This is a genomic window from Tardiphaga sp. 866_E4_N1_4, from assembly GCF_052076075.1.
GTDB classification, from domain to species: Bacteria; Pseudomonadota; Alphaproteobacteria; order Rhizobiales; family Xanthobacteraceae; genus Tardiphaga; species Tardiphaga robiniae.
Window position 1 is genome coordinate 1,087,670 of sequence record NZ_CP197242.1, and the last position, 20,925, is coordinate 1,108,594.

The 20,925-nt window shown below is 59.4% G+C and carries 19 protein-coding genes and 2 pseudogenes; 6 read left to right on the plus strand and 15 right to left on the minus strand.

What is annotated here, in order from left to right; genetic code table 11:
* Positions 1 to 50: 50 nt before the first annotated feature.
* The 5 genes and pseudogenes from AB8B20_RS05455 to AB8B20_RS05475 form a co-directional block, all read right to left on the minus strand.
* The gene (locus tag AB8B20_RS05455; protein ID WP_439090617.1) at positions 51 to 1,892 is read right to left on the minus strand and encodes an MOSC domain-containing protein; all 1,842 of its coding nucleotides are present in this window, start codon (positions 1,890 to 1,892) and stop codon (positions 51 to 53) included.
* On the minus strand, positions 1,825 to 2,871 hold the full coding sequence (locus tag AB8B20_RS05460) for a carbon-nitrogen hydrolase family protein (RefSeq protein WP_439071904.1): 1,047 nt from the start codon (positions 2,869 to 2,871) through the stop codon (positions 1,825 to 1,827). Before AB8B20_RS05460 ends, AB8B20_RS05455 begins: the two co-directional genes overlap by 68 nt.
* Positions 2,872 to 3,098: 227 nt before the next feature.
* The gene (locus tag AB8B20_RS05465) at positions 3,099 to 3,776 is read right to left on the minus strand and encodes a LysR family transcriptional regulator substrate-binding protein (RefSeq protein ID WP_439073030.1); all 678 of its coding nucleotides are present in this window, start codon (positions 3,774 to 3,776) and stop codon (positions 3,099 to 3,101) included.
* A 60-nt stretch (positions 3,777 to 3,836) separates the two neighbouring features.
* A pseudogene (locus AB8B20_RS05470) lies at positions 3,837 to 4,025 on the minus strand (LysR family transcriptional regulator); the annotation flags it as partial.
* Positions 4,026 to 4,253: 228 nt separating this feature from the next.
* Positions 4,254 to 5,219, minus strand: a complete 966-nt coding sequence (locus AB8B20_RS05475; RefSeq protein WP_439071905.1) for an MBL fold metallo-hydrolase — start codon at positions 5,217 to 5,219, stop codon at positions 4,254 to 4,256.
* 162 nt (positions 5,220 to 5,381) lie between these two features.
* Here AB8B20_RS05475 and AB8B20_RS05480 point away from each other — a divergent pair, with 162 nt between their 5' ends.
* Positions 5,382 to 6,329, plus strand: coding sequence for a LysR family transcriptional regulator (locus tag AB8B20_RS05480; RefSeq protein ID WP_439071906.1), 948 nt, complete (start codon positions 5,382 to 5,384; stop codon positions 6,327 to 6,329).
* 523 nt (positions 6,330 to 6,852) lie between these two features.
* On the opposite strand, the gene AB8B20_RS05485 is transcribed toward AB8B20_RS05480, so the two are convergent.
* From AB8B20_RS05485 to AB8B20_RS05495, 3 genes are all read right to left on the minus strand, one after another.
* Complete coding sequence (locus AB8B20_RS05485) at positions 6,853 to 7,077, minus strand: hypothetical protein (protein WP_439071907.1); 225 nt, start codon at positions 7,075 to 7,077, stop codon at positions 6,853 to 6,855.
* Positions 7,077 to 7,463 carry a hypothetical protein gene (locus AB8B20_RS05490; protein ID WP_439071908.1) on the minus strand — a complete coding sequence of 129 codons (387 nt, stop codon included), beginning with the start codon at positions 7,461 to 7,463 and terminating at the stop codon, positions 7,077 to 7,079. The genes AB8B20_RS05485 and AB8B20_RS05490 overlap by 1 nt, the downstream gene beginning before the upstream one ends.
* A gap of 226 nt (positions 7,464 to 7,689) precedes the next feature.
* A complete protein-coding gene (locus tag AB8B20_RS05495; protein ID WP_439071909.1) occupies positions 7,690 to 8,079 on the minus strand; it encodes a hypothetical protein in 390 nt (129 codons plus the stop codon).
* A gap of 1,116 nt (positions 8,080 to 9,195) precedes the next feature.
* Here AB8B20_RS05495 and AB8B20_RS05500 point away from each other — a divergent pair.
* The 5 genes from AB8B20_RS05500 to AB8B20_RS05520 all read left to right on the plus strand — a co-directional run bounded on the left by AB8B20_RS05500 (position 9,196) and on the right by AB8B20_RS05520 (position 15,121).
* On the plus strand, positions 9,196 to 9,792 hold the full coding sequence (locus tag AB8B20_RS05500) for a DUF6338 family protein (protein WP_439071910.1): 597 nt from the start codon (positions 9,196 to 9,198) through the stop codon (positions 9,790 to 9,792).
* Positions 9,793 to 9,805: 13 nt separating this feature from the next.
* Positions 9,806 to 9,988, plus strand: a complete 183-nt coding sequence (locus AB8B20_RS05505; protein ID WP_439071911.1) for a hypothetical protein — start codon at positions 9,806 to 9,808, stop codon at positions 9,986 to 9,988.
* 98 nt (positions 9,989 to 10,086) lie between these two features.
* Positions 10,087 to 13,182 carry a DEAD/DEAH box helicase gene (locus AB8B20_RS05510; protein ID WP_439071912.1) on the plus strand — a complete coding sequence of 1,032 codons (3,096 nt, stop codon included), beginning with the start codon at positions 10,087 to 10,089 and terminating at the stop codon, positions 13,180 to 13,182.
* A 12-nt stretch (positions 13,183 to 13,194) separates the two neighbouring features.
* The gene (locus AB8B20_RS05515; protein WP_439071913.1) at positions 13,195 to 14,748 is read left to right on the plus strand and encodes a phospholipase effector Tle1 domain-containing protein; all 1,554 of its coding nucleotides are present in this window, start codon (positions 13,195 to 13,197) and stop codon (positions 14,746 to 14,748) included.
* Positions 14,654 to 15,121 carry an acyltransferase family protein gene (locus AB8B20_RS05520; RefSeq protein ID WP_439071914.1) on the plus strand — a complete coding sequence of 156 codons (468 nt, stop codon included), beginning with the start codon at positions 14,654 to 14,656 and terminating at the stop codon, positions 15,119 to 15,121. The genes AB8B20_RS05515 and AB8B20_RS05520 overlap by 95 nt, the downstream gene beginning before the upstream one ends.
* A 339-nt stretch (positions 15,122 to 15,460) precedes the next feature.
* Here the strand turns inward: AB8B20_RS05520 and AB8B20_RS05525 are convergent, their stop codons facing one another.
* From AB8B20_RS05525 to AB8B20_RS05555, 7 genes and pseudogenes are all read right to left on the minus strand, one after another.
* Positions 15,461 to 15,688, minus strand: a complete 228-nt coding sequence (locus AB8B20_RS05525; protein ID WP_439071915.1) for a hypothetical protein — start codon at positions 15,686 to 15,688, stop codon at positions 15,461 to 15,463.
* Between the two features lie 85 nt (positions 15,689 to 15,773).
* Positions 15,774 to 16,211, minus strand: a complete 438-nt coding sequence (locus tag AB8B20_RS05530) for a hypothetical protein (protein WP_439071916.1) — start codon at positions 16,209 to 16,211, stop codon at positions 15,774 to 15,776.
* A gap of 229 nt (positions 16,212 to 16,440) precedes the next feature.
* A complete protein-coding gene (locus AB8B20_RS05535; RefSeq protein WP_439071917.1) occupies positions 16,441 to 17,109 on the minus strand; it encodes a response regulator transcription factor in 669 nt (222 codons plus the stop codon).
* The gene (locus AB8B20_RS05540) at positions 17,099 to 17,488 is read right to left on the minus strand and encodes a response regulator (protein WP_439071918.1); all 390 of its coding nucleotides are present in this window, start codon (positions 17,486 to 17,488) and stop codon (positions 17,099 to 17,101) included. The genes AB8B20_RS05535 and AB8B20_RS05540 overlap by 11 nt, the downstream gene beginning before the upstream one ends.
* Complete coding sequence (locus tag AB8B20_RS05545) at positions 17,475 to 18,134, minus strand: response regulator transcription factor (RefSeq protein WP_439071919.1); 660 nt, start codon at positions 18,132 to 18,134, stop codon at positions 17,475 to 17,477. Before AB8B20_RS05545 ends, AB8B20_RS05540 begins: the two co-directional genes overlap by 14 nt.
* A complete protein-coding gene (locus tag AB8B20_RS05550; RefSeq protein ID WP_439073031.1) occupies positions 18,131 to 20,062 on the minus strand; it encodes a PAS domain-containing sensor histidine kinase in 1,932 nt (643 codons plus the stop codon). The genes AB8B20_RS05545 and AB8B20_RS05550 overlap by 4 nt, the downstream gene beginning before the upstream one ends.
* Positions 20,036 to 20,728, minus strand: a pseudogene (locus AB8B20_RS05555) (PAS domain-containing protein); the annotation flags it as partial. The pseudogene AB8B20_RS05555 and the gene AB8B20_RS05550, both read right to left, overlap by 27 nt.
* Positions 20,729 to 20,925: the final 197 nt, after the last annotated feature.

The window sequence follows — 20,925 nt, forward strand, 5'->3', positions numbered from 1 at the left end:
GAGCGCCCTCTTCCAAAGATGCACATCGCGCTCCTTGATACCGGCGCGATCTAGAGATCCAAGACGAGCTCTTCAGCGAGAGGAAATCCGCAGCACAGAAGAACTTCTCCCTCAGCGACAGAGGCAATGGGCTCCGCGTCGTAAGCGACCTGTCCAGAGATCACCTTCGCAACACAGGCACCGCAGATGCCGGAGCGACAATCGCTTTCCACCGCCACGCCTTCGGCTTCGGCGAGATCGAGCAGCGAGCCGACGTCTGTCATCTTCAGCACGCGGCCGGATCGCATGAAGTTGACGCGCGAGCGGCTCGGCCGCGTCTTACGCTCGGCAACAGGCGTCGTGCCTCCTGACGGGCCGAAGACTTCGGTCATCACCCGGATACCCGGCGACTTAAGCTCTTCGATCCATCCTCTGACATCGGCCATGAAGGCATCGGGCCCGCAGACATAGACGTTAGATGCACCCAGAGGCGCGACGGTCTGCTGAACCAGATCCCGGTCGATCCGGCCAACGCTGTCATGCGTCTTTCCGATCCGGTCTGCCGAAAGCGGCCGGCTGAAACGCGTGTGAAAGGCAACTGCCGGATGTCTCGCGGCAATGTCCGACAACTGTGCCTTGAATGCCTGCTGACTGGAGTCACGCGTGCAGTGAATGAACGCGACACTGGCAGGGACGATTCTGGCTCCGTTGTTCGTTGTGGCCGCCTGCAACATAGCCATCATCGGCGTGATCCCGACGCCGCCCGAAATCAGCACCAGCGGCAAGTCGCTCGCCATGTCCAGCTTGAACGAACCGCGGGGCCCCAGAACATCGAGCCGATCACCTGCCGTGATGGACTTGTGCAGCCATTCCGAAAAGCCGCCGATCTCACGCTTGACGCTGATCTGCAGATGCGTGTTGGCGACCGCTGATATCGAGTAGGGACGCGACGTCTTGAGCCCACCTACGTCGCCCCGGACAACGAGATGCTGGCCGGGCACCGCTGTCGCAATTCCCTCCCCGTCGGCCGGTGCAAGCTCGAACGAGCGGATCGAGACGCTTTCGTCGAGCACCCTGATGACGTTGAATGTCCGGAACGCACTTTTTCGAGCCCCCGCCTCGCTGGCCAGAGCCACTGCTTGCACCTGCGCCCGCCAGTTGCCCGCAAGTTCGGGCAGCTCGGCGAGTTCGCGCAGCTCGACGGGATCCGCATCGACCTGAATACTGAGGTCATTGATACGCCGGATACTCCATTCCGGATGTAAGCGGCTTACCAGAACGGCTTCATCGCCCTCGGAGATCGCGCCGCTCCTGAGTACGCGGTAGTACCATCCGCATCGTCCGGTCTCCACCAGCCGCCGCGGCAGCCGCAGATCATTGAAGCGCAATGCGAGCTTGAAACAGGGCTTCCTTGGTCGCGTAACCTGGAGGAGCGCGCTGCCAAGATGCACGACATCGCCAGCGCAGACATTGGTCTCGTCCCAACCGTCCATCGACAGGTTTTCGCCCAGGGCCCCTTCACCCCAGAGCCCTGCATGTTCCGGAAACTCCGACATCCAGGCGACGTAGTGCGAGCGGTTATACGCATAGATCGCCATGTCGGGGCCGCCGTGCACGCGCAAGTCCGCTTGCTCGTCGCCGCTGAACCCCGCGATACCTGCCTCCACCGGACCGCCTGCCCTCTTCTTCACAAATGCGCTCAGCACGCCGCCCGAGCCCAACTGGGCCGCGCGACCGGTGAAGATTCCTTGTATGCGGGCGGTCGTCACAGGCTGATCCGTTATTGGTGTGTCGATGGCATCGACATCGGGAGCAGAAAAAGATCTCGGCGTCGATCTGTCGGCGCTACTCCGCAGCCTGAGGCGAGCGTGACCACGTATTTGGCGCATCTTCCGTAAGATCGAGATCGACATGTTCGCGCCGCCCGCGCACGGGCGCAAAGGTCACCGGATCGTTTGTCGAACGATCGACAGTGAGATTGAAAATGTCGAAGCGATTCATGTAGCCGGAAAGGTCGTGGAACTGCTTTTGCAAGATGCAATCGTTGACGTCGATATCGGCGTAGAGAATGCCTTCTTCATCTCTCAGGACCGACGCCTTCAGCTTGGCGCTGGGGCCCATGATCATTGTCGGGTTTCGCTCGCTGGCTTCGAGCTTCTCGCGAAGCTGCATGTCGCCCTCCGCTAGAATGTCCTTTGCCTTGTCCGTGAGGTACATCGACGCGGCGATGGTGAAGACCTTGGCTTCGGTGCAGTGCGCCTCGGTGCGAATCCGCACGCCCTCCGCAAGGCTCATGCCGCCGCCGCTCATCCAGCTCGATGGATAGGTGGCGATATGAACCTGCTCGCCTTGCGCGATCAGAGCATGGCGCGCGAGCGGGTTGCAGTTTTCCGCACAGATCAAAGCACCGATCCGCCCCAGCGAGGTTTCGACGACGCGCAGACCTGCACCGTCACCGTTCGCCCATGTCAGCTTTTCCATGTAGGTCGGGACGATCTTGCGGTGATGGTTCAAGAGCCGCCCATCATTGCCGATCAGGATGTTGGTATTCCACAGGCAGCCAATGCTTGCCGTCGTCCCCTCGTTGATGCCCATCGAAATCACCACGTCGCGGCGCTTGGCAAGCTCTGCCAAGCGTCGGATTTCCGGGCCGGGAACGTGCACGGCTGCGGCCGCCAGCCGGCGGAAATAGTCATGGTTCAGGCCGGGTGCCCTGAGTGAGTGCCAGATCGGGAAACATGGAATGAACGCTTCCGGAAACACGACCATGTTGGCGCCGTTGTCGACCGCTTCCTCGATCAGCGCACATGCTTTTTCGACGGTCTTCGCGGTATCGAGGAAAACGGGGCTCGCATGCATAGCTGCGACTTTGAACTTGGGATAGGTCCGCATTTCCGCACTTTCTTGTTGCGATGATGCGAATGTATCCGGCCAAAGACGGCTTGATCTCAAGTCCAAATAGTTTCCTTCGGAGGCGGTATTGTTGAGCAGAGACGGCTAATAACGTTCTCACTTTTACTAATCACGCTGCAACGTCCCGGCTCGCCAACGCGGCTGGCTGCCAAGCAACAGCGGATCGGACGGCGCTTTGTCGCGCCGTTTCTGCGACAGAATGAGCGTCAAGTCCGATATCGGTCGAGCTGCTTGCCGATCGCCGCCTGTTGCGCCACCTCGACGAATGCCCTGACATTGGGCGAAATCGGGTCCCGCTCATGAATCACGAGACCTATCGTCGCCGTCGTCGACGGATTGACGATCGGAATCGACCTGATGAAGAGCCAGTCGCCCAAAAGATAGAAATAAGAATGCGGGACGATGGTCAGCCAGTTTCCGGTCCGCATATGGGCGAAGAGCCCGAGGCTGCAATTGGTCTCGATCACCGCTTTCGGCGTAGCGCCCACGCTGGCGAATATCCGGTCGATGATCACCCTGTTATGGAGGTTCGGGCTAAGCAGGCACAGCGGCAATCCGCCGACCTCGAGCCAGTCGATCGTTTCCCTGTCGCTCAGGAAGTGGTCCTTCGGGACCAAGAGATAATAGGCCTCGTCGTAGAGCGTATAGGGCCGGAGCCCGCCGAGCGTCAGACCATCGAGATAGGTGACACCGACATCGTATTCGAACTCCTTAATACCGCGCTCGATCTCCGGCATCGTCTTGCACTGAACAGAAATCGTGATGCCCGGATGGCGCTCCGCGAAAGGCGCAGTCAGAAGCGAGGTGATTGTCATCGCCACCGGCGACAATGCGAGACGCAAGCTGCCCTTTAGATCGACTTCGTTTTCGTGCCTCGCATTCAACAGCCTGTCGTGATCCGCAAGCGATTGGCGCGCCCAACTGAGAATCGCCTCGCCTTCTCGCGTGAACCCCTGAAATCCACTTTGGTCCCGCAGGACGATAGGCGTGCTAAAATGCTTCTCCAGATGCTGAATGGCCTGTGAGAGCGCGGATTGGCTGATCTGCAGAGCATTCGCCGCACGGCCGAAATGGCGCTGTTTGGCCAAAGTAACCAGGTATTGAAGATGCTTGAGTTGCAAATCTTTTCCCAAAACTCATTTAGCTTTTACATCCACCACCATATCCTAGTGCAGTCGCAAATTACTATGGAACGGACTTTCAGCCTTTAAGATACCTCGTCGCGCTTTCAATGTGAGATCTAGCGCTGCGCCCCCACCCGTTGCAAGGACGCTTGATTTGGCGGGCGACGATGCCATGCGGATAATCCTGTAAAGCCGTCGTAGCGTGCCGGTGCGTTTCGCTCGCGCTCAGACAAGCGTTCAAGTCTGCAAGGCCCAGTCCGCCACCTGCCAGCGCAGTTGCCCGCGATCCGAAACGATGCGACCGAGACCCGGAAAGGGCATATGGGTCGCCGCGATCAGCGCCCCTTCAGCAGCAGCCTGCGCAAAGAACTTGTCGCGCATTACCTGCGCCGCCGGTCGATCCTGTTCAAACAGGAAGCCCACATCGGTCGCGCTCGGATGGATCACGGGGAAGACCATGTCTGATACCATGACGAGGCTCTGACCGGCATCGGCGATCCGCACGCCGACATGGCCCGGCGTATGACCGGTCAGATCCACAATCGAAATGCCACGCACGATCTCGCGCTCGCCATCGATCTTCTGGAGCTTGGGATATAGACGCACGACTTCGTTCGCCATTTTGAAGCTGGGCTGCAGATAGTCGGGCGCACCGGCTTGCTTTGCCGGATCGGTCCAATGCACGACGTCGCGACGGTCGACATAGAGCTCGGCCTTGGGAAAATTCTTCTTCCCGCCAACGATCAGGCCTCCCATGTGGTCCTGATGCATATGCGTCACGATCACTGAATCGATTTGATCGCGACTGATGCCGAATGCGGCAAGGGCCTTCGGGAGTGCACCTGTCTGGCCGATGGAGCCCGCCGGCCCGGTATCGATCAGAATCCGGCGCTGGCCGTCCTCGATCAGATACTGATTGAACACGAAACGGACACCGCTCGGCCGCGCCGTGAACTGGGCCTTTGCAGCCTGTTCCACCTGTTCGGCCGTGCGACCGGGGAAATAGGTGTAAGGCATGTCCGCATAGCCGTCGGTCAGCGCGGTCACGGTGAAGCGGCCGATCTGGATCTGCGCCAAAGGCGTCACTGCACCCTTTGCGGGCGCCGCTGTACTCTTGGCCGAGGCAACCTCGGGAAGAAGGCCGCCACCAACTATTCCGACACCCAGTCCGCCTATCAGCGCGCGACGAGAGAGATTGGTCATGGCTGGCCCTTCCTGATCGTTGACGCAAGCCTTGGCGCACGCGTCATGTGCCTGAGGGCACGCGTTTGGCAACGCCCCCGATTCCGCGGAAACTAGAGTCGCCATCCGAAAAGCGGTATCCTAAGACTGCAAGAGGTATCCTCTCAAACTTCGGAAGGTATGATGGACCGGTTTGAGGCTATGTCGGTGCTGCTGGCTGTTGTCGAGGCTGGCAGCCTGTCCGCCGGTGCGCGGCACCTGCGCGCACCACTCGCCACGGTCAGCCGCAAGGTGGCCGAACTTGAGCAGCATCTCGGCACCCGGTTGGTCATACGCACCAGCCGTAGGCTAACGCTCACCGATGCTGGCCGCGCCTATGTCGCAGCCTCTCGACGGATCCTCGGACAGTTGGAAGAGGCTGAGCGAGAGGCAGCTGGAGAATACAATGCACCGCGTGGGGTACTCCATGTCACGGCCCCTATCGCATTCGGGCAGCGTCACCTTTTGCCCATCGCACTGGCCTTCCTGGCGGAGCAGCCCGATATCTCGTTGCGGCTCATGCTTGCCGACAAGCAGATCGATCTCGCGAGTGAGCATGTCGATCTAGCCTTGCGCATCGGGCATCTGGAGGACAATGCACTGATCGCGACGCGCGTCGGCGTCGTTCACCGTGTCATCTGTGCCAGCCCCGCTTATCTGGCTCGGAATGGCATCCCGCGCGTGCCGGAAGATCTGGCACAGCATGACGGAATTGCGTTCAATGGCTTCGCGACATCGCCCGAATGGCGCTATCGGCGAGACACCGCTGCCTTCGTCGTGGAGCCGCGCTCGAAGCTGGCCGTGAATACGACGGACGCGGCAATACAGGCCGCGCTTGCTGGCATCGGGATCATCCGGGTGCTCTGCTATCAGGTGGCGGATGAGTTGAAATCCGGCCGGCTGCAAATTCTGTTACCGGATTTCGCGCCGGAGCCACTGCCGGTCAGCCTTGTCTATCCGGATGCCGGACTGCAGCCGTTGAAGGTCCGATGTTTCCTGGACTGGGCCGTGCCGCGTCTGCGGGCCGATATGGCGCAGCTTCAGGCGGATTGGCTTCTCGGAGAAACGGCATCAAGCGCCGGAGTTTCCTGATTGTTCGATGCGCAGATCGATGATGATCGGAGATTTTATCGCCGCGTTCTCAGTTCGCACTGCCTGTCAGGTTTCGGGCAAGCGTTCGACGGCTCGATTGTCGCCTTTGCGCCAGGAGCCGCCGTCGCATATTTCTCCTTATACCATCGCCGGTCAAAATTGTTCGCCCCTGTCCAATACGATCTTGCGCCCGAGCGTTACTTGCTAGGCGTCGATGGAAGCACAACGCCTCCACTGACGACGTACAAGCAACAGCGGAGGAGACACACGGTGGGTACTCGCCGAATGCATCGATGTAACATTCCAGCAACGCGTTCGGTTACCCACCATCGGAAGACCCAGCCGCCGCGCCTTTTTGCGGATTGATGGCGCGGGTCTAGCCATAGCAGCCGAGCAGCGCAGAACCGTTGCTACCTTTTTGAACAAGCTCCCGCAGCCGGGCGATTTCCGCCTCGCCCCAGGGCAGACTGAGGAGCTTCACGCTGCAAGCTGCTTCCGAACAGCGGCGGCTGAATGTCCGACCTTATCCACCCCAGGCCTCGACCACCTTGATGCCGGCCAGCGCCGCCTCCGGCGCAGCATGCCGATCAGCAACGTCCTGGCCCAATAGTTCGGCAGGCGGTTGGTCCTCCTCGACGGGCCGCAGTTGAGCAGCTTGCCCAGGCCCTGCTCCGCTGAATTCGTAGGCCAAGGTCCGGACGACCCTGAGTAGGTCTTCCAGCGTGCGCAGCCGGCGGTCCTCAGCCATCAGGGGCGTCTAGGAACGGAAAATTCGGGTTGCGCATCCAAACCTCGCTTGACCACCCTCCTCGCGGCCTTTCTCAGCCGGACGCGGGCAGGGTAATCGCCAAAGTCGACGCCCTCGGCGAGATAAAACGGCGAGGTGTTGCGCAGCCGAACCATCTCGCGATCTCGACTGATGAGCTTCGAAGCCAGCTCCTTCGGCGGCAGCGCAAGCAGCTCCTGCCATTCGCGTACGAAGGGCCAGTCGGCGAAATGACTCGCCTGGCGCTCATGCGCCACCTTGGCCTTCTCCACCAATGACGGGTCGCGACGGAGCATCCGCACGATCAGCCGATGCATCATCAGCTTCGCGGTGTCGCCTACTACGCCCTCGTTCAGTCCGTCGCGCATGGCGGGGCGCCTCACTGTCGGCCAATACGAGCTTTGTTTAGGCCCGCTTAGAAATATAGACAGCCGGACGGTAACACGAAAGAGCGCCGATCAGGCTCATGTGACGAACGGGAAGATCGTCCATTTTCGAGGACTTTTTGACCGTGTTGGAACGTCTCCGATGACCATTGCGTTTGAGACCTGAAAAAGCCCGCTGAAACAGCGGGCTTTTCATTTAAGGCTTGGTTTAGTGAAGTGGGGCCGGATTGCTGTTTTGGGTCGCCTGCTCCCGGCAACGCTCACGCCAATGCGTGGCGAGGTGATCCTCGGTGGGCGAGAGCTGGTCCAGAATTCTGTCGGGACAATAGTCGACAACCGGACCCTCGTTCTCTCCCATGTCATTGATGAGGTAGCGGTCCGCCCCGCCTTTCGGATCGTGCTTCAGCAAGAGAACGACGCCTTCAACTACTCCTTCTCCGGCGTGAGCACCTTCAACGGCGGCATACGCGACGGCGGCATATTCGCCCTCGTTGACGCCTCTCACCTCGATATCGATTACCTTGCCGTACCTCTTCACGAGCCAGGCTTCCAATGCTTCGGTGAGATCTCCGGCGATCCTGATGTCTTCGTAGCTCATGTCTTTCTCCCATTGCTGAGATCAGGATGTTGGCGAGCGGTGCAAGTCACGAAAACTGATGCGTGGGCCAATCTGCATACAAAAGCACGGTGTCAGATCCGCTCCTACTTTGAAGGGCATTTGAATCAAAGCGTGAGACAATTTCATCAGGTTCTTCACGCGTTGAGTGGCCGCGCGATCTGGCGGGACATAGCGCGCACCGGGTGACCGACCAGCGGCGATCGTCACCATCGACGGGATATGTGCGCGGCTGTAATGTGAAAGAGCTGAGTCGAAACGGGACCTGTCTAAAGTGCGCTACCTGCGGGTGAAGTGCGCCGCAAATCACCCCAAAGTGTCGCCTGATGAAAACGTTCGCATAGGATGGCCAGATTCGGCCAAAGTGGGCCGCAAATCCCCCCAAAGTGTAGCCGCACCCAATGCGGCTGATAAGAACCCGCCGGAAACGGCGGGTTCTTAATTTTGAAAATTCCTACGGCGATCAACAGCCAAGCGACTGATGTTCATGTTAATTCTTTGCTGCAGCACAATGCACGTGTAACGGCACAGCAGGAAAAACTTGTAATGCCTCGGCTGCTGGTCAAAACGCTCGCACCTAGGAATTCCCCCCCGTCGGAAACGGCTTGTTTTCTATCTGAACTTCCATGTCGCCTTGTGTTGCTGCGGCTCGAGGTCGCCAGCCAATTTGACGCGAGCAAGATCGCGTTAGGCGACGTCGTTGGGCGCCATTCCTCAATTTTATGTTCGAAGGCGGCCGTGATGCTAGGCGTCCTTCTGATCACCGAAGGCGAAAAAACCGGTGCAAGACGCCGATACCGGCTGGACTTTTGTTCTCTATTTGTTTCACATCGCGCTTTGGTATTTTGAAACCTCAGACTGATTCTTAGATTCCAGGTCAAAAGCGCGCCGCTCGATATTCGCGGTGTGATCTCCCTATTTCGTCCGACACCTACGGAATCGTCCCGCGCGGCTTCCCGTCGGGGACAGGTCGTCATGTGGAGCGAGTGAGAAGGCAAAACGAACGTCTGAATCAATCACGGTCAAGCGTCAAGACAAAGAAGTTCGTCCGGTTCGCGTGTCATTTGGGCAACGAACCAAAAGCAGCGATGGTGAGAAATGCCGGACCTGAAGAACATCGAGTCGATCTATCTGGCTCTCGGCTTCGTCGTGCCGGGCATGATCATCACGTATGTCCGCGCTCAATTCTTGACCGGCCGTATCCGGACAATGAGCGAGAACGTCCTCGCCTACATCGTGCTGACAGTCCTCTATTATGGGATCGCCGCTCCATTCGTAGAGTACGTCCTCACATTCCGCGAGCCCGGCCGACCTAAGATTTTTGCATGGCTCGGGTTGATTATTATCGCGCCGGCGTTCGTTGGCCTGCTTCTTGGAATTCTCGGACAGAACGAGTTCTTCCGGAGGTGCCTGCAATTCTGCAGGATCAATCCCATTCACGCGACTCCGTCCGCCTGGGATTACACGTTCGCCAAGATCCGAGGCGACCAATTCATCATGGTCACTCTCTCCGACGGCGCGACCGTCTCCGGCATCTTCGGCAGGCACTCGTTTGCATCTTCGGACCCGGCTGAACGCGATCTGCTGATCCAGGAGCTCTATGACGAGGAAGGCGGTTCCTGGACAAAGCGTACCGAACAAACCGCCATCCTCATTCCCGCGAAAGAGATTAAGCACGTCCAGATCTGGACATAGACAGGAGTCCGACATGACCCGAAGCAACGATGGATACAAGCCTCCTACTCCTCCCAACATCAGCAACAAAGGTTACCAGCCCTCGTCGATCCATCAGCCGCTGAAGCCGCAAGGCGGGCACCAGCCGACCGGCGGCTCGAGCCCCAAGGTGCCGACGACTGGAAGCGGCGTGAAGCCGCCGCCTTCGAAACCGTGACCGATCCAAGAGATCCCGCTGCGAACGACTGAACGCGCAGCGGGCACCTTTCCGAGGCCTCGAAGAAGGTCTGCGCGTTCGAACATCAAGGATGTGAAATGCCTTTTCGAGGACTGTTCGTTGGCATCGATCGCTACAATTCGCCAGCGATTAGCGATCTGAGTTGCGCGCGGCGCGACGCCACGGCCTTGGACGCGCTCTTCGCCGACACACTGGGCGGCGAGTCCCGACTGCTGACGGAAGGCCAGGCCACGCGCGCGAACATCGAAGCCGAGTTCGCCGCTTTGGCCGATTGCGATCCTGAGGATACGGTCGTGATCGGCTTTTCCGGACACGGATCCGAAACCCACGAACTCATTCCGTTCGACGCCGACCCCACGGACCTCGGCTCGACGGCGATCCCACTCGATCTGCTGCAGGCCTGGTTCACGCGGATTCCGGCGAAGCGGCTGATCTTCTTCCTCGACTGCTGTTTCTCGGGCGGATTGGGCTCGAAGGTGCTGAAGACAGATATCAAACCGCGCGACCTGAGATCGGTCGAGGCGAAACTCGATACCATAGCTGGTAACGGCCGACTGATCTTCACGGCATCGCGCGCTGATCAGCCTGCATTCGAGAACACCAAGCATGGACACGGCTTTCTGACCCTCTATCTGATCGAGGCGCTGAGGGGCGCCGAGGAAGTCGTCCAAGCCGCCCGCATCCCGATCTACCGGTTGCTCGAGCATGTCTCTGCACGAGTGGCTTCGGCTGCCGCGCAATTCGGACTCCAGCAGCACCCGACCATGAAAGGCAACATCGACGGCGATCTGCACTGGCCGATCTTCATTGAGGGCGCCCGCTTCGCCGCCGCCTTTCCGGATCGCAGCGATGTGACGGTGACGAGCGAACTGAAAAGTCTTGGGGACGCAGGATTTCCCGAACAATTGATCGCTTCCTGGGCGACCGCCATTCCGTCGCTTAATTCCCTGCAGGTCACGGCAATCAACGAATACGGCATCCTGAAAGGCAATCATCTAGTCGTGTCCGCCCCGACATCGAGCGGAAAGACCATGGTCGGCGAACTTGCGGCGCTTCGTGCCGTGCTCGATCGCCGGCGAGCGATCTTCCTGTTGCCTCTCAAAGCCCTCGTTGCGGACAAGCGCAGGCATTTCAACGCCGTCTATGGCCCATTCGGGATACGGACCATCGAGGCGACCGGAGAAACGGACGACATCTCGCCTATCCTGCGCGGCAAATACGATATTGCGCTTCTGACCTACGAAAAATTCGCGGCGATCGCCCTCACCTTCCCGCACGTCCTCGCCGGCGCCGGCGTGGTCGTCGTCGACGAGGCCCAGATGATCGCGGACAAGGGACGAGGCGCCAACCTCGAATTCCTGCTGACGCTGATCCGGATGCGCCGTCGCGAAGGAATCGAGCCGCAGACGATCGCGTTGTCCGCCGTCATCGGCGACACGAATGGCCTCGAGAGTTGGCTGGGCGGGCGGCTGCTTCGGCAGACCCAACGACCAGTTCCCCTGGATGAGGGCGGCCTGCGCGGAGACGGCACGTTCCGTTTCATCGATTCCGCTACCGGCAACGAGAAGATCGAAGGCCCGATCATTCGTCAGGAATACCGTAAGGGATCGAGCCAGGATTGGGTCGTGCCGTTGGTTCGACATCTGGTCGGCCAAGGTCAGCAGGTCATCGTTTTCAGGGAAACGAAGGGAGAAGCGCGGGGCACGGCTGGATATCTTGCTGAGTCCGTAGGGCTTCCTCCTGCCCGCACAGCGTTAGATCGTCTGCCGACCGCCGACGCATCTTTGGCTAATCAGGATCTCCGAAAGGCCATGACGGGAGGCGTGGCTTTTCACCACGCCGATCTCACGCCGGAGGAGCGCCGGGTCGTCGAGGAGGAGTTTCGCCGTCCCGCGTCGGGCCTCCGTGTGATCGCGGCGACGACGACGCTCGCGATGGGCGTGAACACGCCAGCCTCATCCGTCGTGATCGTCGGCCTGATGCATCCGGTCGACCAGCCGTATTCGGTTGCCGAATACAAGAACCTCGTCGGACGTGCCGGTCGGCTGGGATTTTCGGAGAAGGGATCGTCCTACCTTTTGGCCACGGATGGTCATGCCGAATACGGCTATTGGAGCAACTACGTCACCGGAAGTCCGGAAGACCTCGCCTCCAGATTTCTGGACGACACCACGGATGCGAGGTCTCTCATCGTTCGGGTCGTGACCTCCTTGAGCAGACTGAATCCGAAAGGGGTCGGTAGCGAAGCCATCGTCGAGTTTCTGGAGGCCAGCTTCGGAGCATTCCAGGCCGCAAGGACGCGGGTCGGCTGGAATTGGGACAGAAACGATCTCCTTGGGGCACTTCAGGATCTTGAGCGCAACGGGCTGCTCTTACAGGCGGATGGTCTTTATACCCTCACGGACCTCGGTCGCTTGGCCGGTGAAAGCGCCACCGAAGTTACATCGATCGTCCGTCTGGTCGAATGCCTGCGGCAGATTCCGGCAAGCCAATTGACCGATCCAAACTTGATCGCGGCAACCCAGATCACCTCCGAACTGGACGACCTGAGCTTTCCGATCAACAAGAAGTCCACTCAGAAAGAACCTCAGGCCTGGGTTGGCGAACTTCGGCCCCAAGTGTCCGGCGCGGTGCTCAACGCTTTCCATAGGGAACTCATCGACAATCACACCGCGACGATCCGCGCGAAGAAATCCGTTTCCTGCCTAATGTTCGTGTCCGGCCGCGCCATGTCTGAGATCGAAAAGATCATCGGGCAGTTCGGTGGCGCATTCGGCGGCGCATCTGGACCGATTAGGAGCGTAGCGAGCCGCACGTCGGACTTGGTGACTACGACTGCCAAGGTGGCGGAGATCCTTCATCCGGACCTCGTCCTGGGGGATCGGGTGGGAAAGCTGGTGCTGCGCCTGACGCACGGCATTCCGGGCGCAGCGACTGATCTCGCGCGAGAGTGCGGATCCGAACTTCTTCGTGGGGAATACTGTGCGCTTGTGAATGCGAACGTGTGCGATGCCGAGACCATCGAAGCGGCCTCGAACGCAATTCTTCTTGATTGCCTCGGGGGCGACAGCAACAAGCTCGCGAAGGTACGTGACGCGGCCATCGCGCTGAAGCGCCGAAAACAGGCGGCGATGATCCTCGCCACGCCGGTTCTCGAACCCTACGTCGAGTGACAGGAGGCCGTCATGTCCAAGAATATCGTCGTCTTCTCCGATGGCACAGGTCAGGACGGTGGTGCCCGACCGGAACAGCGGATCAGCAACATCTACAAGATGTACCGGATCTCGCGCGATCATGCCGACACAGGGATAGACCCGTCGAAACAGGTGGTCTTCTACGATGCCGGACTAGGCACCGATGTCGGCACCACCGCCCTCACCGCTCCGGTCCGCTTCGTACAAAAATTGCTCGGCTCGGTGACGGGCGCTGGCATCAAGCGCAACATCGCCGACTGTTACGAATTCATCATCAATCACTACGAAAACGGCGATAGGATTTATCTTTTTGGCTTCAGTCGCGGCGCCTACACCGTCCGCAGCCTAGCCAATCTGTTGATGCTCTGCGGCGTCCCTACGAAGACCCCTGCCGGTCCGCTCATGCGGTATCGCAAGGCGGTGAAGGACATCGCCTGGGAGGCTGTTGATGTGGTTCTTGAGCATGGAGCAGGCCATCCCAGAGCCGATTTCGAGGACGAGCGCCTCGAACTGGCGCGACGCTTCCAGTTTGCCTACGGGTCTGGGAACGGATCGGATTCGAACGTCGCCCCCTACTTCATCGGTGTGTTCGACACCGTCGCTGCGCTCGGCGCCAGCGGCGCACGCTATTTCATCATTCAAGCGGGTCTAGCCGCTGGCGTTGGACTTGTAGCATTCGCGGTCGGGTTCGTTCCCTCGCTGGTCGTTGCCGCTGTCTGCGCATGGTCATTCGGCGCGAGCTTCATGCTGGCGGGCTTCGTGGCCCAGGTCGTTGTCGTCGCCGGTGCCCTGGCGTCCTTCTGGTCTTGGCAGAACAAGGCCGACGTCAAAACGATCAAGGATTACCCCAATCCAGGGCAGTCCCGATCGCACAAGGCCGTCTGGAAGGGCACCAATTTCGACCGGCTGCTCAGCCGACACGTCGCGTTCGGACGGTCCGCGAATGCGATAGACGAGACCAGAAAGGATTTCGATCGCGTCGGCTGGGGCGGCGGTGACAAGGACGCTCCGCATTTCGAAGGTCACGCACGCCTCCGGCAATGGTGGTTCGCCGGCAACCACTCGGACATCGGCGGATCTTATCCGGAGCCGGAGTCCCGTCTCTCCGACACCGCACTCGACTGGATGTGTCGCGAAGCCACCTCAGTTCCTGACGGACTACTTACTGGACCGATTTTTGTGAACGGTGAAAAGATGCCGAGCTCCGGCGACGTCGGCCCAGCCCTGCATGTTTTCCCCGCAGCCAACGGTCCGCAGCATTGCGAGGTCGCAGGAATGCGGGACGTGTTAGACGGCTACGCTTCCAAGCTCCCCAAGTGGCGATGGCTTCAAAAAGTCCTCGCTCGTCAGAACTGGGAAACGAAAATTAGAACCATAGACCCCGAAGCCAAAGTGCACCCGACGGTCCAGCAACGCTTCGATTTTCCGCTTGTCGTCCAATGCGCGAAGGTTGGACCATATCGTCCTGACGCATTGGAGGACCACGAGCAGTTCCATCAATACTACCCGCCTCGCCTTACGGACTCTGCTAACGCTTCAGCTTGAATGCTCCGGAAAGCCAGCCCTCAAGCAGCTTGCCCGCCGCACCCGAAAGATCGGCCCCCAACTTCCTCTCGGTTCAGCGCCGCGCGCCGTCGGAGCCCTGCTCGTCGTGCTCTATCACGCGTTCGAACTGTGGGGTCTGCGGGTCGATCCCGCGGCTCCCGGAGTGAAATGGACCAACGGCGCTGCGGGGGTCGATATCTTTTTTGCCATCAGCGGGTTCGTGATGGTGATTTCCTCGCGCCGTCTCATCGACAACCCCGGCGCGTGGCGGGTGTTTCTCTGGCATCGCATGATCAGGATCGTGCCGTTTTACTGGCTGCTGACGACGCTGAAAATCCTCGGTGTCCTGCTGCCTTGCTTGCGCAGGATTTGACGCCGCATGTGGTCGATTTGAGCTCGAGTTTGTTCAAATTCCATAGCGCGATCTGTGGGTTTCGCGCGGTATGGCAGTCACCGCACTGTGCAATGTATTCTTGAATGAGACGATCACAACCGGCCTTCGCTTCCAAAATTCAGGAAGGTGCGCGTCGGTCGGGAAATCGCACCAATACAGTTGCCTGATCTTCGGCGCTGCTTTTAGGCGCGGATTGATCTTGGGCGGGGTTTCGGGCGCTAATCGCGCTAGTGCTGCTGTTGGGTGCGGGTGGATCGACATTCAGAACGTCTAGCAGACTACTCAACTATAAGGATAGATGGCCGGCTTCAGCTACGATTACACACTCCGCCGCCTGACCGAGGCCGCTCCCATTCCGGAATGGCGACGTGATCCAGAACGTCGAAGCATTTTCCCCATTTGCGTGTTGAAGAATGGGATCTTCACGCGGCGGACGAATTCGGAGAGCGCGGGCCCGAGCCTGAGCCTGCTGGCACCGGCACTGAACATGAGCAACGGGCATTTCGCCGAGAGGATGAGCTTGGCGGCCATCCGGACGGCGTTCATCGAGGGCGCCGGGGGATCGGTCGGGGTGGACCGGGACGATCGAAACTTTGGTGGAATCTTATGACAGGTGGCATCCAAGGCGCGCCTAAGTTGCTCGTCGGAAGCGGCCCTGCGACACTTTCGTCGCCAGCCCGGGGCGTCCGAAAGCCCAGAGGGTCAGCAACACGCCCACAAGGGCCGGTGACGAGACGGCAGCGAAATCGCGAATGAGCGCCGAGGGTTCACAAATTCCGACTGCAACCTCCCAAACATGAAAGAGTGCGTGCGCCGAAAGCCACAACGTCGCAGAACACCACAATGCGCGACGATACTCAGGCTTCGCGGCCCCAACGGCGAACGCGAAGGAATTGAATAGAAAGATCAATCCGATGTCGCGGAGAAAGTGTTGGTTGAAGGGGCCTGTCGTAGTGACGCCAGGTATGGCCATGTACCAATCCAGCGGTGCAACGAGCATGAAAATGCCGTTCGCGGCCATCAAACCGCTCAGAAGTGCTGCACTTCCCAGAATCAGTTTGGTAATCATCGTCTAGTCTCCATTCACAATCAGACCATCCCGGCTGCCTTGGCTGTAGGCCCCAGCAGTCGCGTATTGCGGTCCGGCACCGGCGAAGATGCACGATGCGCACATCCTTTGCCTTGCGGCCACCTTGAGGTTCGACTGAAGTTTGCTTGGAATTTCGTCCAGCGATCGATGACCAAGTGGATTAGGTCAAGGCGTTGCGAAGGTAGAGTGCACCGTTTAGCAACAGCGACTAAGCACGAACCTCGATCGGCAGAGCCTCCCAAATCCGTATCATCTGCCCCATCGACGTCGTCGCCATCTTGCGCATGGCATTACTGCGATGCAGTTTTACGGTCACTTCGCTGATACCCAGCGCGAATGCGATCTGCTTATTCAGACGGCCGCTCATCACTTGCTGAAGCACTTCACGTTCGCGAGGCGTCAGCGTCGCATAACGGCTGATACTGTGTTTGACTTCTGCGGCTCGCTCGCGCTGAACCCGAGCCTTTGCAATCGCCATATGCACAGCATCGAGAAGGGTTTGATCGCGCACCGGCTTCGTCAAGAAGTCGACGGCGCCGGCCTTCATTGCCTGCACCGTCATCGGAATGTCGCCGTAACCGGTCAGAAACACGATGGGTCTCGGATCACCGCTGCGCGCCAACTGCTCCTGGAGCTCAAGCCCGCTCGCACCGGGCATCCGCACATCGACGATCAGGCAGCACGGCCTGTCAGGGGCGCCCTCCTCAAGAAACGCCCGTGTCGATGCATAACAAAGTGCCTCGAGGCCGGCCGAGACGACGAGTTCCGTCAGGGCTTCCCGAATGGACGCATCGTCGTCGACGATGATCACGATCGGTTCGTCGGAGCAATACGCCTCACGCGAGACCGGTTGCGAAAGCGATCGATCAATCGTCATCCCTACCCTCTGCTTTCTGTATGACAACCGCGTCACCGACGGCTGAAAGTAATTCCGCGCCATCGAACGGCTTGCGAAAGAGACCGCTGATGTTCTTCGCGCGCGCCTGATCGGCGATTTCGTGACGGCCCGTGATGAGAAAGACGGGAAGACGCGGATGTCGCTGCATCACGACGCTGCGCAATTGCAGGCCATCGACATTCGGCAAACCGACATCTGTGATCAGGAGATCCAGTTCGAGCAGATCGCTGGCCAGAAACGACTCGGCCGACGAGAAGCAACGCACCGCATATCCCGCGGACTCCAGCAGGTCTTCAAGCGACTCGATCACGCGCGGATCGTCATCGATTACGGCAATCACAGGTTTACGTTTGGGCACGACTTTTTCCCTCCGCTCGCCTCCGATCGGAGAGCGGTATCCCAATTCGCTGAGCGATGCGCACGAGATCGGCAAGCGAAGTCGCCCCCATCTTCTGCATGACGTTCCTTCGATGGACCTGCAGCGTGACTTCGCTGATCCCTAACTCGGCGGCGGCCTGCTTGTTGAGCAGGCCGCTCACGACCAGCGGCAAGACGTCCCGCTCGCGCGGCGTCAGACCGAGATAGCATTGCTTGAGAAGCGACATTTCGGCCCGCGCCGCACGATCGGTGCGGTCACGCGATATCGCCGATCGGATAGCGCCCATGACATCGGCGTCACTGAACGGCTTTGTCAGAAAGTCCATGGCACCGTTCTTCATGGCCCGCACCGACGATGGGATGTCTCCATGGCCTGTGATGAAGACGATTGGCGGATGCTCACCGCCCTCCACGATGCGCCCCTGCAGATCGAGACCATTGATGTCCGGAAGCTCGACATCGAGCACGAGGCATGCGGGAATATCGGGTTTATCAGCCCCGATATAGTCACCAGCCGTTTCGAATGCCATGGCGGCTATATCGTAAGACGCGAGAAGCTCCACGAGTGCTTCGCGCATTCGCGCATCGTCATCCACAATGAAGACAACAAAGTCGTCAGGCATCACACAATCGACCCCGGATTAATCGGCAACGAGAATACAAATGTTGCTCCTTGCGATGAGTTGACGTCCACCCATAGATTTCCACCATGCGCCTCCACGATCGATCGACAGATGGAGAGGCCCATCCCCATCCCCTGCTCCTTTGTGGAGAAGAAAGGCTGGAATACCCTGTCCGGAAACGCCACCCCGGGGCCCATGTCGCTCACAGCGATCTGGACCATATCGTCGCTACGGCAGCTGACTCGGACCCGAATGACTTTGTCCCCGACGACACCATCCATTGCATCGATGGCATTCCGGATGAGATTGCTGAGAACTTGCTGGATCTGAACTCGGTCGATGGCGACCAGTGGGAGATTCGGTTCAACATCGATTACGATCCGCGTCTCGCGACGATTTGCTTCTTCGATGATCAGATCGCAGACTTCAGCAATCACGCTTTTCAATGTGGACACATTCCGCTTGTCGCCCGACTGCTTGAACAGGGCTCGAATTCGACTGACGACATCCGCTGCACCATTGGCGTCGCGGATGACCCGCTCGACAGTGCGGCTGGCCCGCTCGATATTTGGCGGCGTTGCCGTGAGCCAGCGCTGGCAGGCGTGCGAATTGGCGACAATGGCCGCGAGTGGCTGGTTCACTTCGTGAGCAATCGAAGCCGAGAGTTCGGCCAGGCTCGCCGCTTGGCTCGCGCGCGCAATTTTTTCCTGAGCTTGCCGTAGCTCCTCCTGCACTCGCATCTCGCCGTCGATATCGAGACAGATGACGTTCCACTGCACAATCGTTCCGGCCGCGTCGCGCATCGGCCCTGCACGGGTCTCGACCCAACGATACTCGCCGTCGAATCGGCGCAGCCTGTGCCGTCGCGCATAGGGTTCGCCGGTTGCGAGCGAATGCGCGTAACGTTCCTTCACGCCCTGAAGGTCGCTGGGGTGGACACCGGCGTCCAGCGTGGAATCGAGCCGGGAGGGCTTTCCGTCGAGATCCTCAAGATTATATCCGAGAAATTCGCGCAACTGCTTGCTGCGATAGATTGGCTCGCCGTCGGGGGTCGCGCAATCGATCATTGCGGGCAGCGTCTCGACCAGTTGACGCAATGAGCGTTCGCTCTGCAGCAACGCTTCGTGCGCCTGAACCTGGTCATCGATATCAACACATACAGCGTACCATTGCAGCACCTCGCCATTCTTGTCACGCGACGGCTCTACACGCACTTCGCTCCAACGATGAGAGCCATCGCTTCGCAGTTGAGGATAGCGCATCATGCAAGGTGCGCCCGTTGCAAAAGCATCCATCAGCGTTGACCGCGCGTTATCCCGGTACTCCGGGTGGATGGTGCACAGCGTCGGCATGCCGTCGGGGCCCGTTGCGTCTTCCAGCGTCGTTCCAGTTACGTCCATGAAGCGTTTGTTAACGAAGACCGGATGCCCCTCGGGAGTGGTGCTCCAGATCATGGCTGGAACGGCATCGACCAAAAGTTGTAGCTGCCGTTCGCTCTGCTCTAGCGCTTGCCGGGCGATGACCGCGTCATGGATATCGATGCTTTGACCATACCAATTGATGATCGCACCGGCGTGGTCACGCAAAGGCTCGGCGCGAGTCTCGGTCCATCGGTATGTGCCGTTGGAGCGAATCTGGCGGTAGCGCTTGAAATAAGGTTCCCCGGCTTCGCGAGAGCGCCGGAAGGTCGCCATCGCGTCATCGCAGTCATCCGGGTGAAGGACAAGCTTCAAGGACAAGAATCCGTCGCCTGCGGTGACGTCTTCGATCGTCAGCCCGGTCATCTGGGTAAAGCGCTTATTGACGTACGTCGGTTTCCCATCCGACGTCGTACTCCAAATCGCCGCCGGTACGGCATCGATGAGTTGCTGCAATTGTCGCTCGCTGCGGAGAAGGGTTTCCTCCGCGACCTTCCTCTCCTCGATATCGATCATCGTGCCATACCAGCCGGCCGGCTTACCCTTGTGGTCACATGACAGGGACCCGTACAGCCTGAACCATCGATATACGCCGTCATGGCGACGAATACGTGCCTCCGCATCGAAGGCGAAGCCTGTGATCAGCGAACTCCGCCGGATGCTCATCAGATCGTCGTAGTCCTCGGGATGGATCATCCGGCGCCAGGCCGAATTGTCGAACTGATGAAAAAGGCCCTGCGTAGTCTGCTCCATCCCGGCGAATGCGAAAGTCCCCGCACTGACATGAGTGACATGCCCATCCGGGCTCGCAGACCACGTGAAGACCGGCATGCTCTTCACGATCTGCAGCGCCTCCACCATGTCCGCACCAAACAAGGTCGATGCCTTCGCTTCGACGAATTCCCCGATGCATAAAGCAGTTGCGAAAAACGCGGTCCACGACAGCAGATGCTCACGCATGTCAGCGGCAAGTAACGCGGCCGCGACCGCCGATCCGAGCAGCGCGACCGTCCAAACCGCGCGCAGCAGCCAGACGGCTTTCCCAGAGGCGTACAGATACATCGCCGCAACGGGAGCCAGCAGGCCGAACGGCCGATCCATGAGACCAAATAGCAGAGCGCCGATGGCTGTTCCCACAATCGCGGGCAACCAATATTGTCGAGAACGCTCTGCTGTCATGCCTGGATGCTCCTACCCCCTAGAACGCTTGACCTTTAGCGGTGCATTGGCTGGCGGTCTCCTAAAAAGGGGGCCCATGGCACTCTCCGAGGCAAGTCTAGCCCCGCCACCGCGTCGCCGCACCCCATAGAAATCCATGTATTGCCAAGGCAATCGATAGGCATCTCTGGATTGGCGGTCGGACCGGGCCGCCCGGA

Coding starts and splice junctions, on each gene's coding strand:
- AB8B20_RS05535 (WP_439071917.1), bottom strand. CDS start 17,109: ATGACGATTGATCGATCGCTTTCGCAACCGGTCTCGCGTGAGGCGTAT.
- AB8B20_RS05515 (WP_439071913.1), top strand. CDS start 13,195: ATGTCCAAGAATATCGTCGTCTTCTCCGATGGCACAGGTCAGGACGGT.
- AB8B20_RS05505 (WP_439071911.1), top strand. CDS start 9,806: ATGACCCGAAGCAACGATGGATACAAGCCTCCTACTCCTCCCAACATC.
- AB8B20_RS05500 (WP_439071910.1), top strand. CDS start 9,196: ATGCCGGACCTGAAGAACATCGAGTCGATCTATCTGGCTCTCGGCTTC.
- AB8B20_RS05480 (WP_439071906.1), top strand. CDS start 5,382: ATGGACCGGTTTGAGGCTATGTCGGTGCTGCTGGCTGTTGTCGAGGCT.
- AB8B20_RS05475 (WP_439071905.1), bottom strand. CDS start 5,219: ATGACCAATCTCTCTCGTCGCGCGCTGATAGGCGGACTGGGTGTCGGA.
- AB8B20_RS05485 (WP_439071907.1), bottom strand. CDS start 7,077: ATGGCTGAGGACCGCCGGCTGCGCACGCTGGAAGACCTACTCAGGGTC.
- AB8B20_RS05455 (WP_439090617.1), bottom strand. CDS start 1,892: ATGTCGATCTCGATCTTACGGAAGATGCGCCAAATACGTGGTCACGCT.
- AB8B20_RS05495 (WP_439071909.1), bottom strand. CDS start 8,079: ATGAGCTACGAAGACATCAGGATCGCCGGAGATCTCACCGAAGCATTG.
- AB8B20_RS05530 (WP_439071916.1), bottom strand. CDS start 16,211: ATGATTACCAAACTGATTCTGGGAAGTGCAGCACTTCTGAGCGGTTTG.
- AB8B20_RS05510 (WP_439071912.1), top strand. CDS start 10,087: ATGCCTTTTCGAGGACTGTTCGTTGGCATCGATCGCTACAATTCGCCA.
- AB8B20_RS05525 (WP_439071915.1), bottom strand. CDS start 15,688: ATGAACGCCGTCCGGATGGCCGCCAAGCTCATCCTCTCGGCGAAATGC.
- AB8B20_RS05490 (WP_439071908.1), bottom strand. CDS start 7,463: ATGCGCGACGGACTGAACGAGGGCGTAGTAGGCGACACCGCGAAGCTG.
- AB8B20_RS05460 (WP_439071904.1), bottom strand. CDS start 2,871: ATGCGGACCTATCCCAAGTTCAAAGTCGCAGCTATGCATGCGAGCCCC.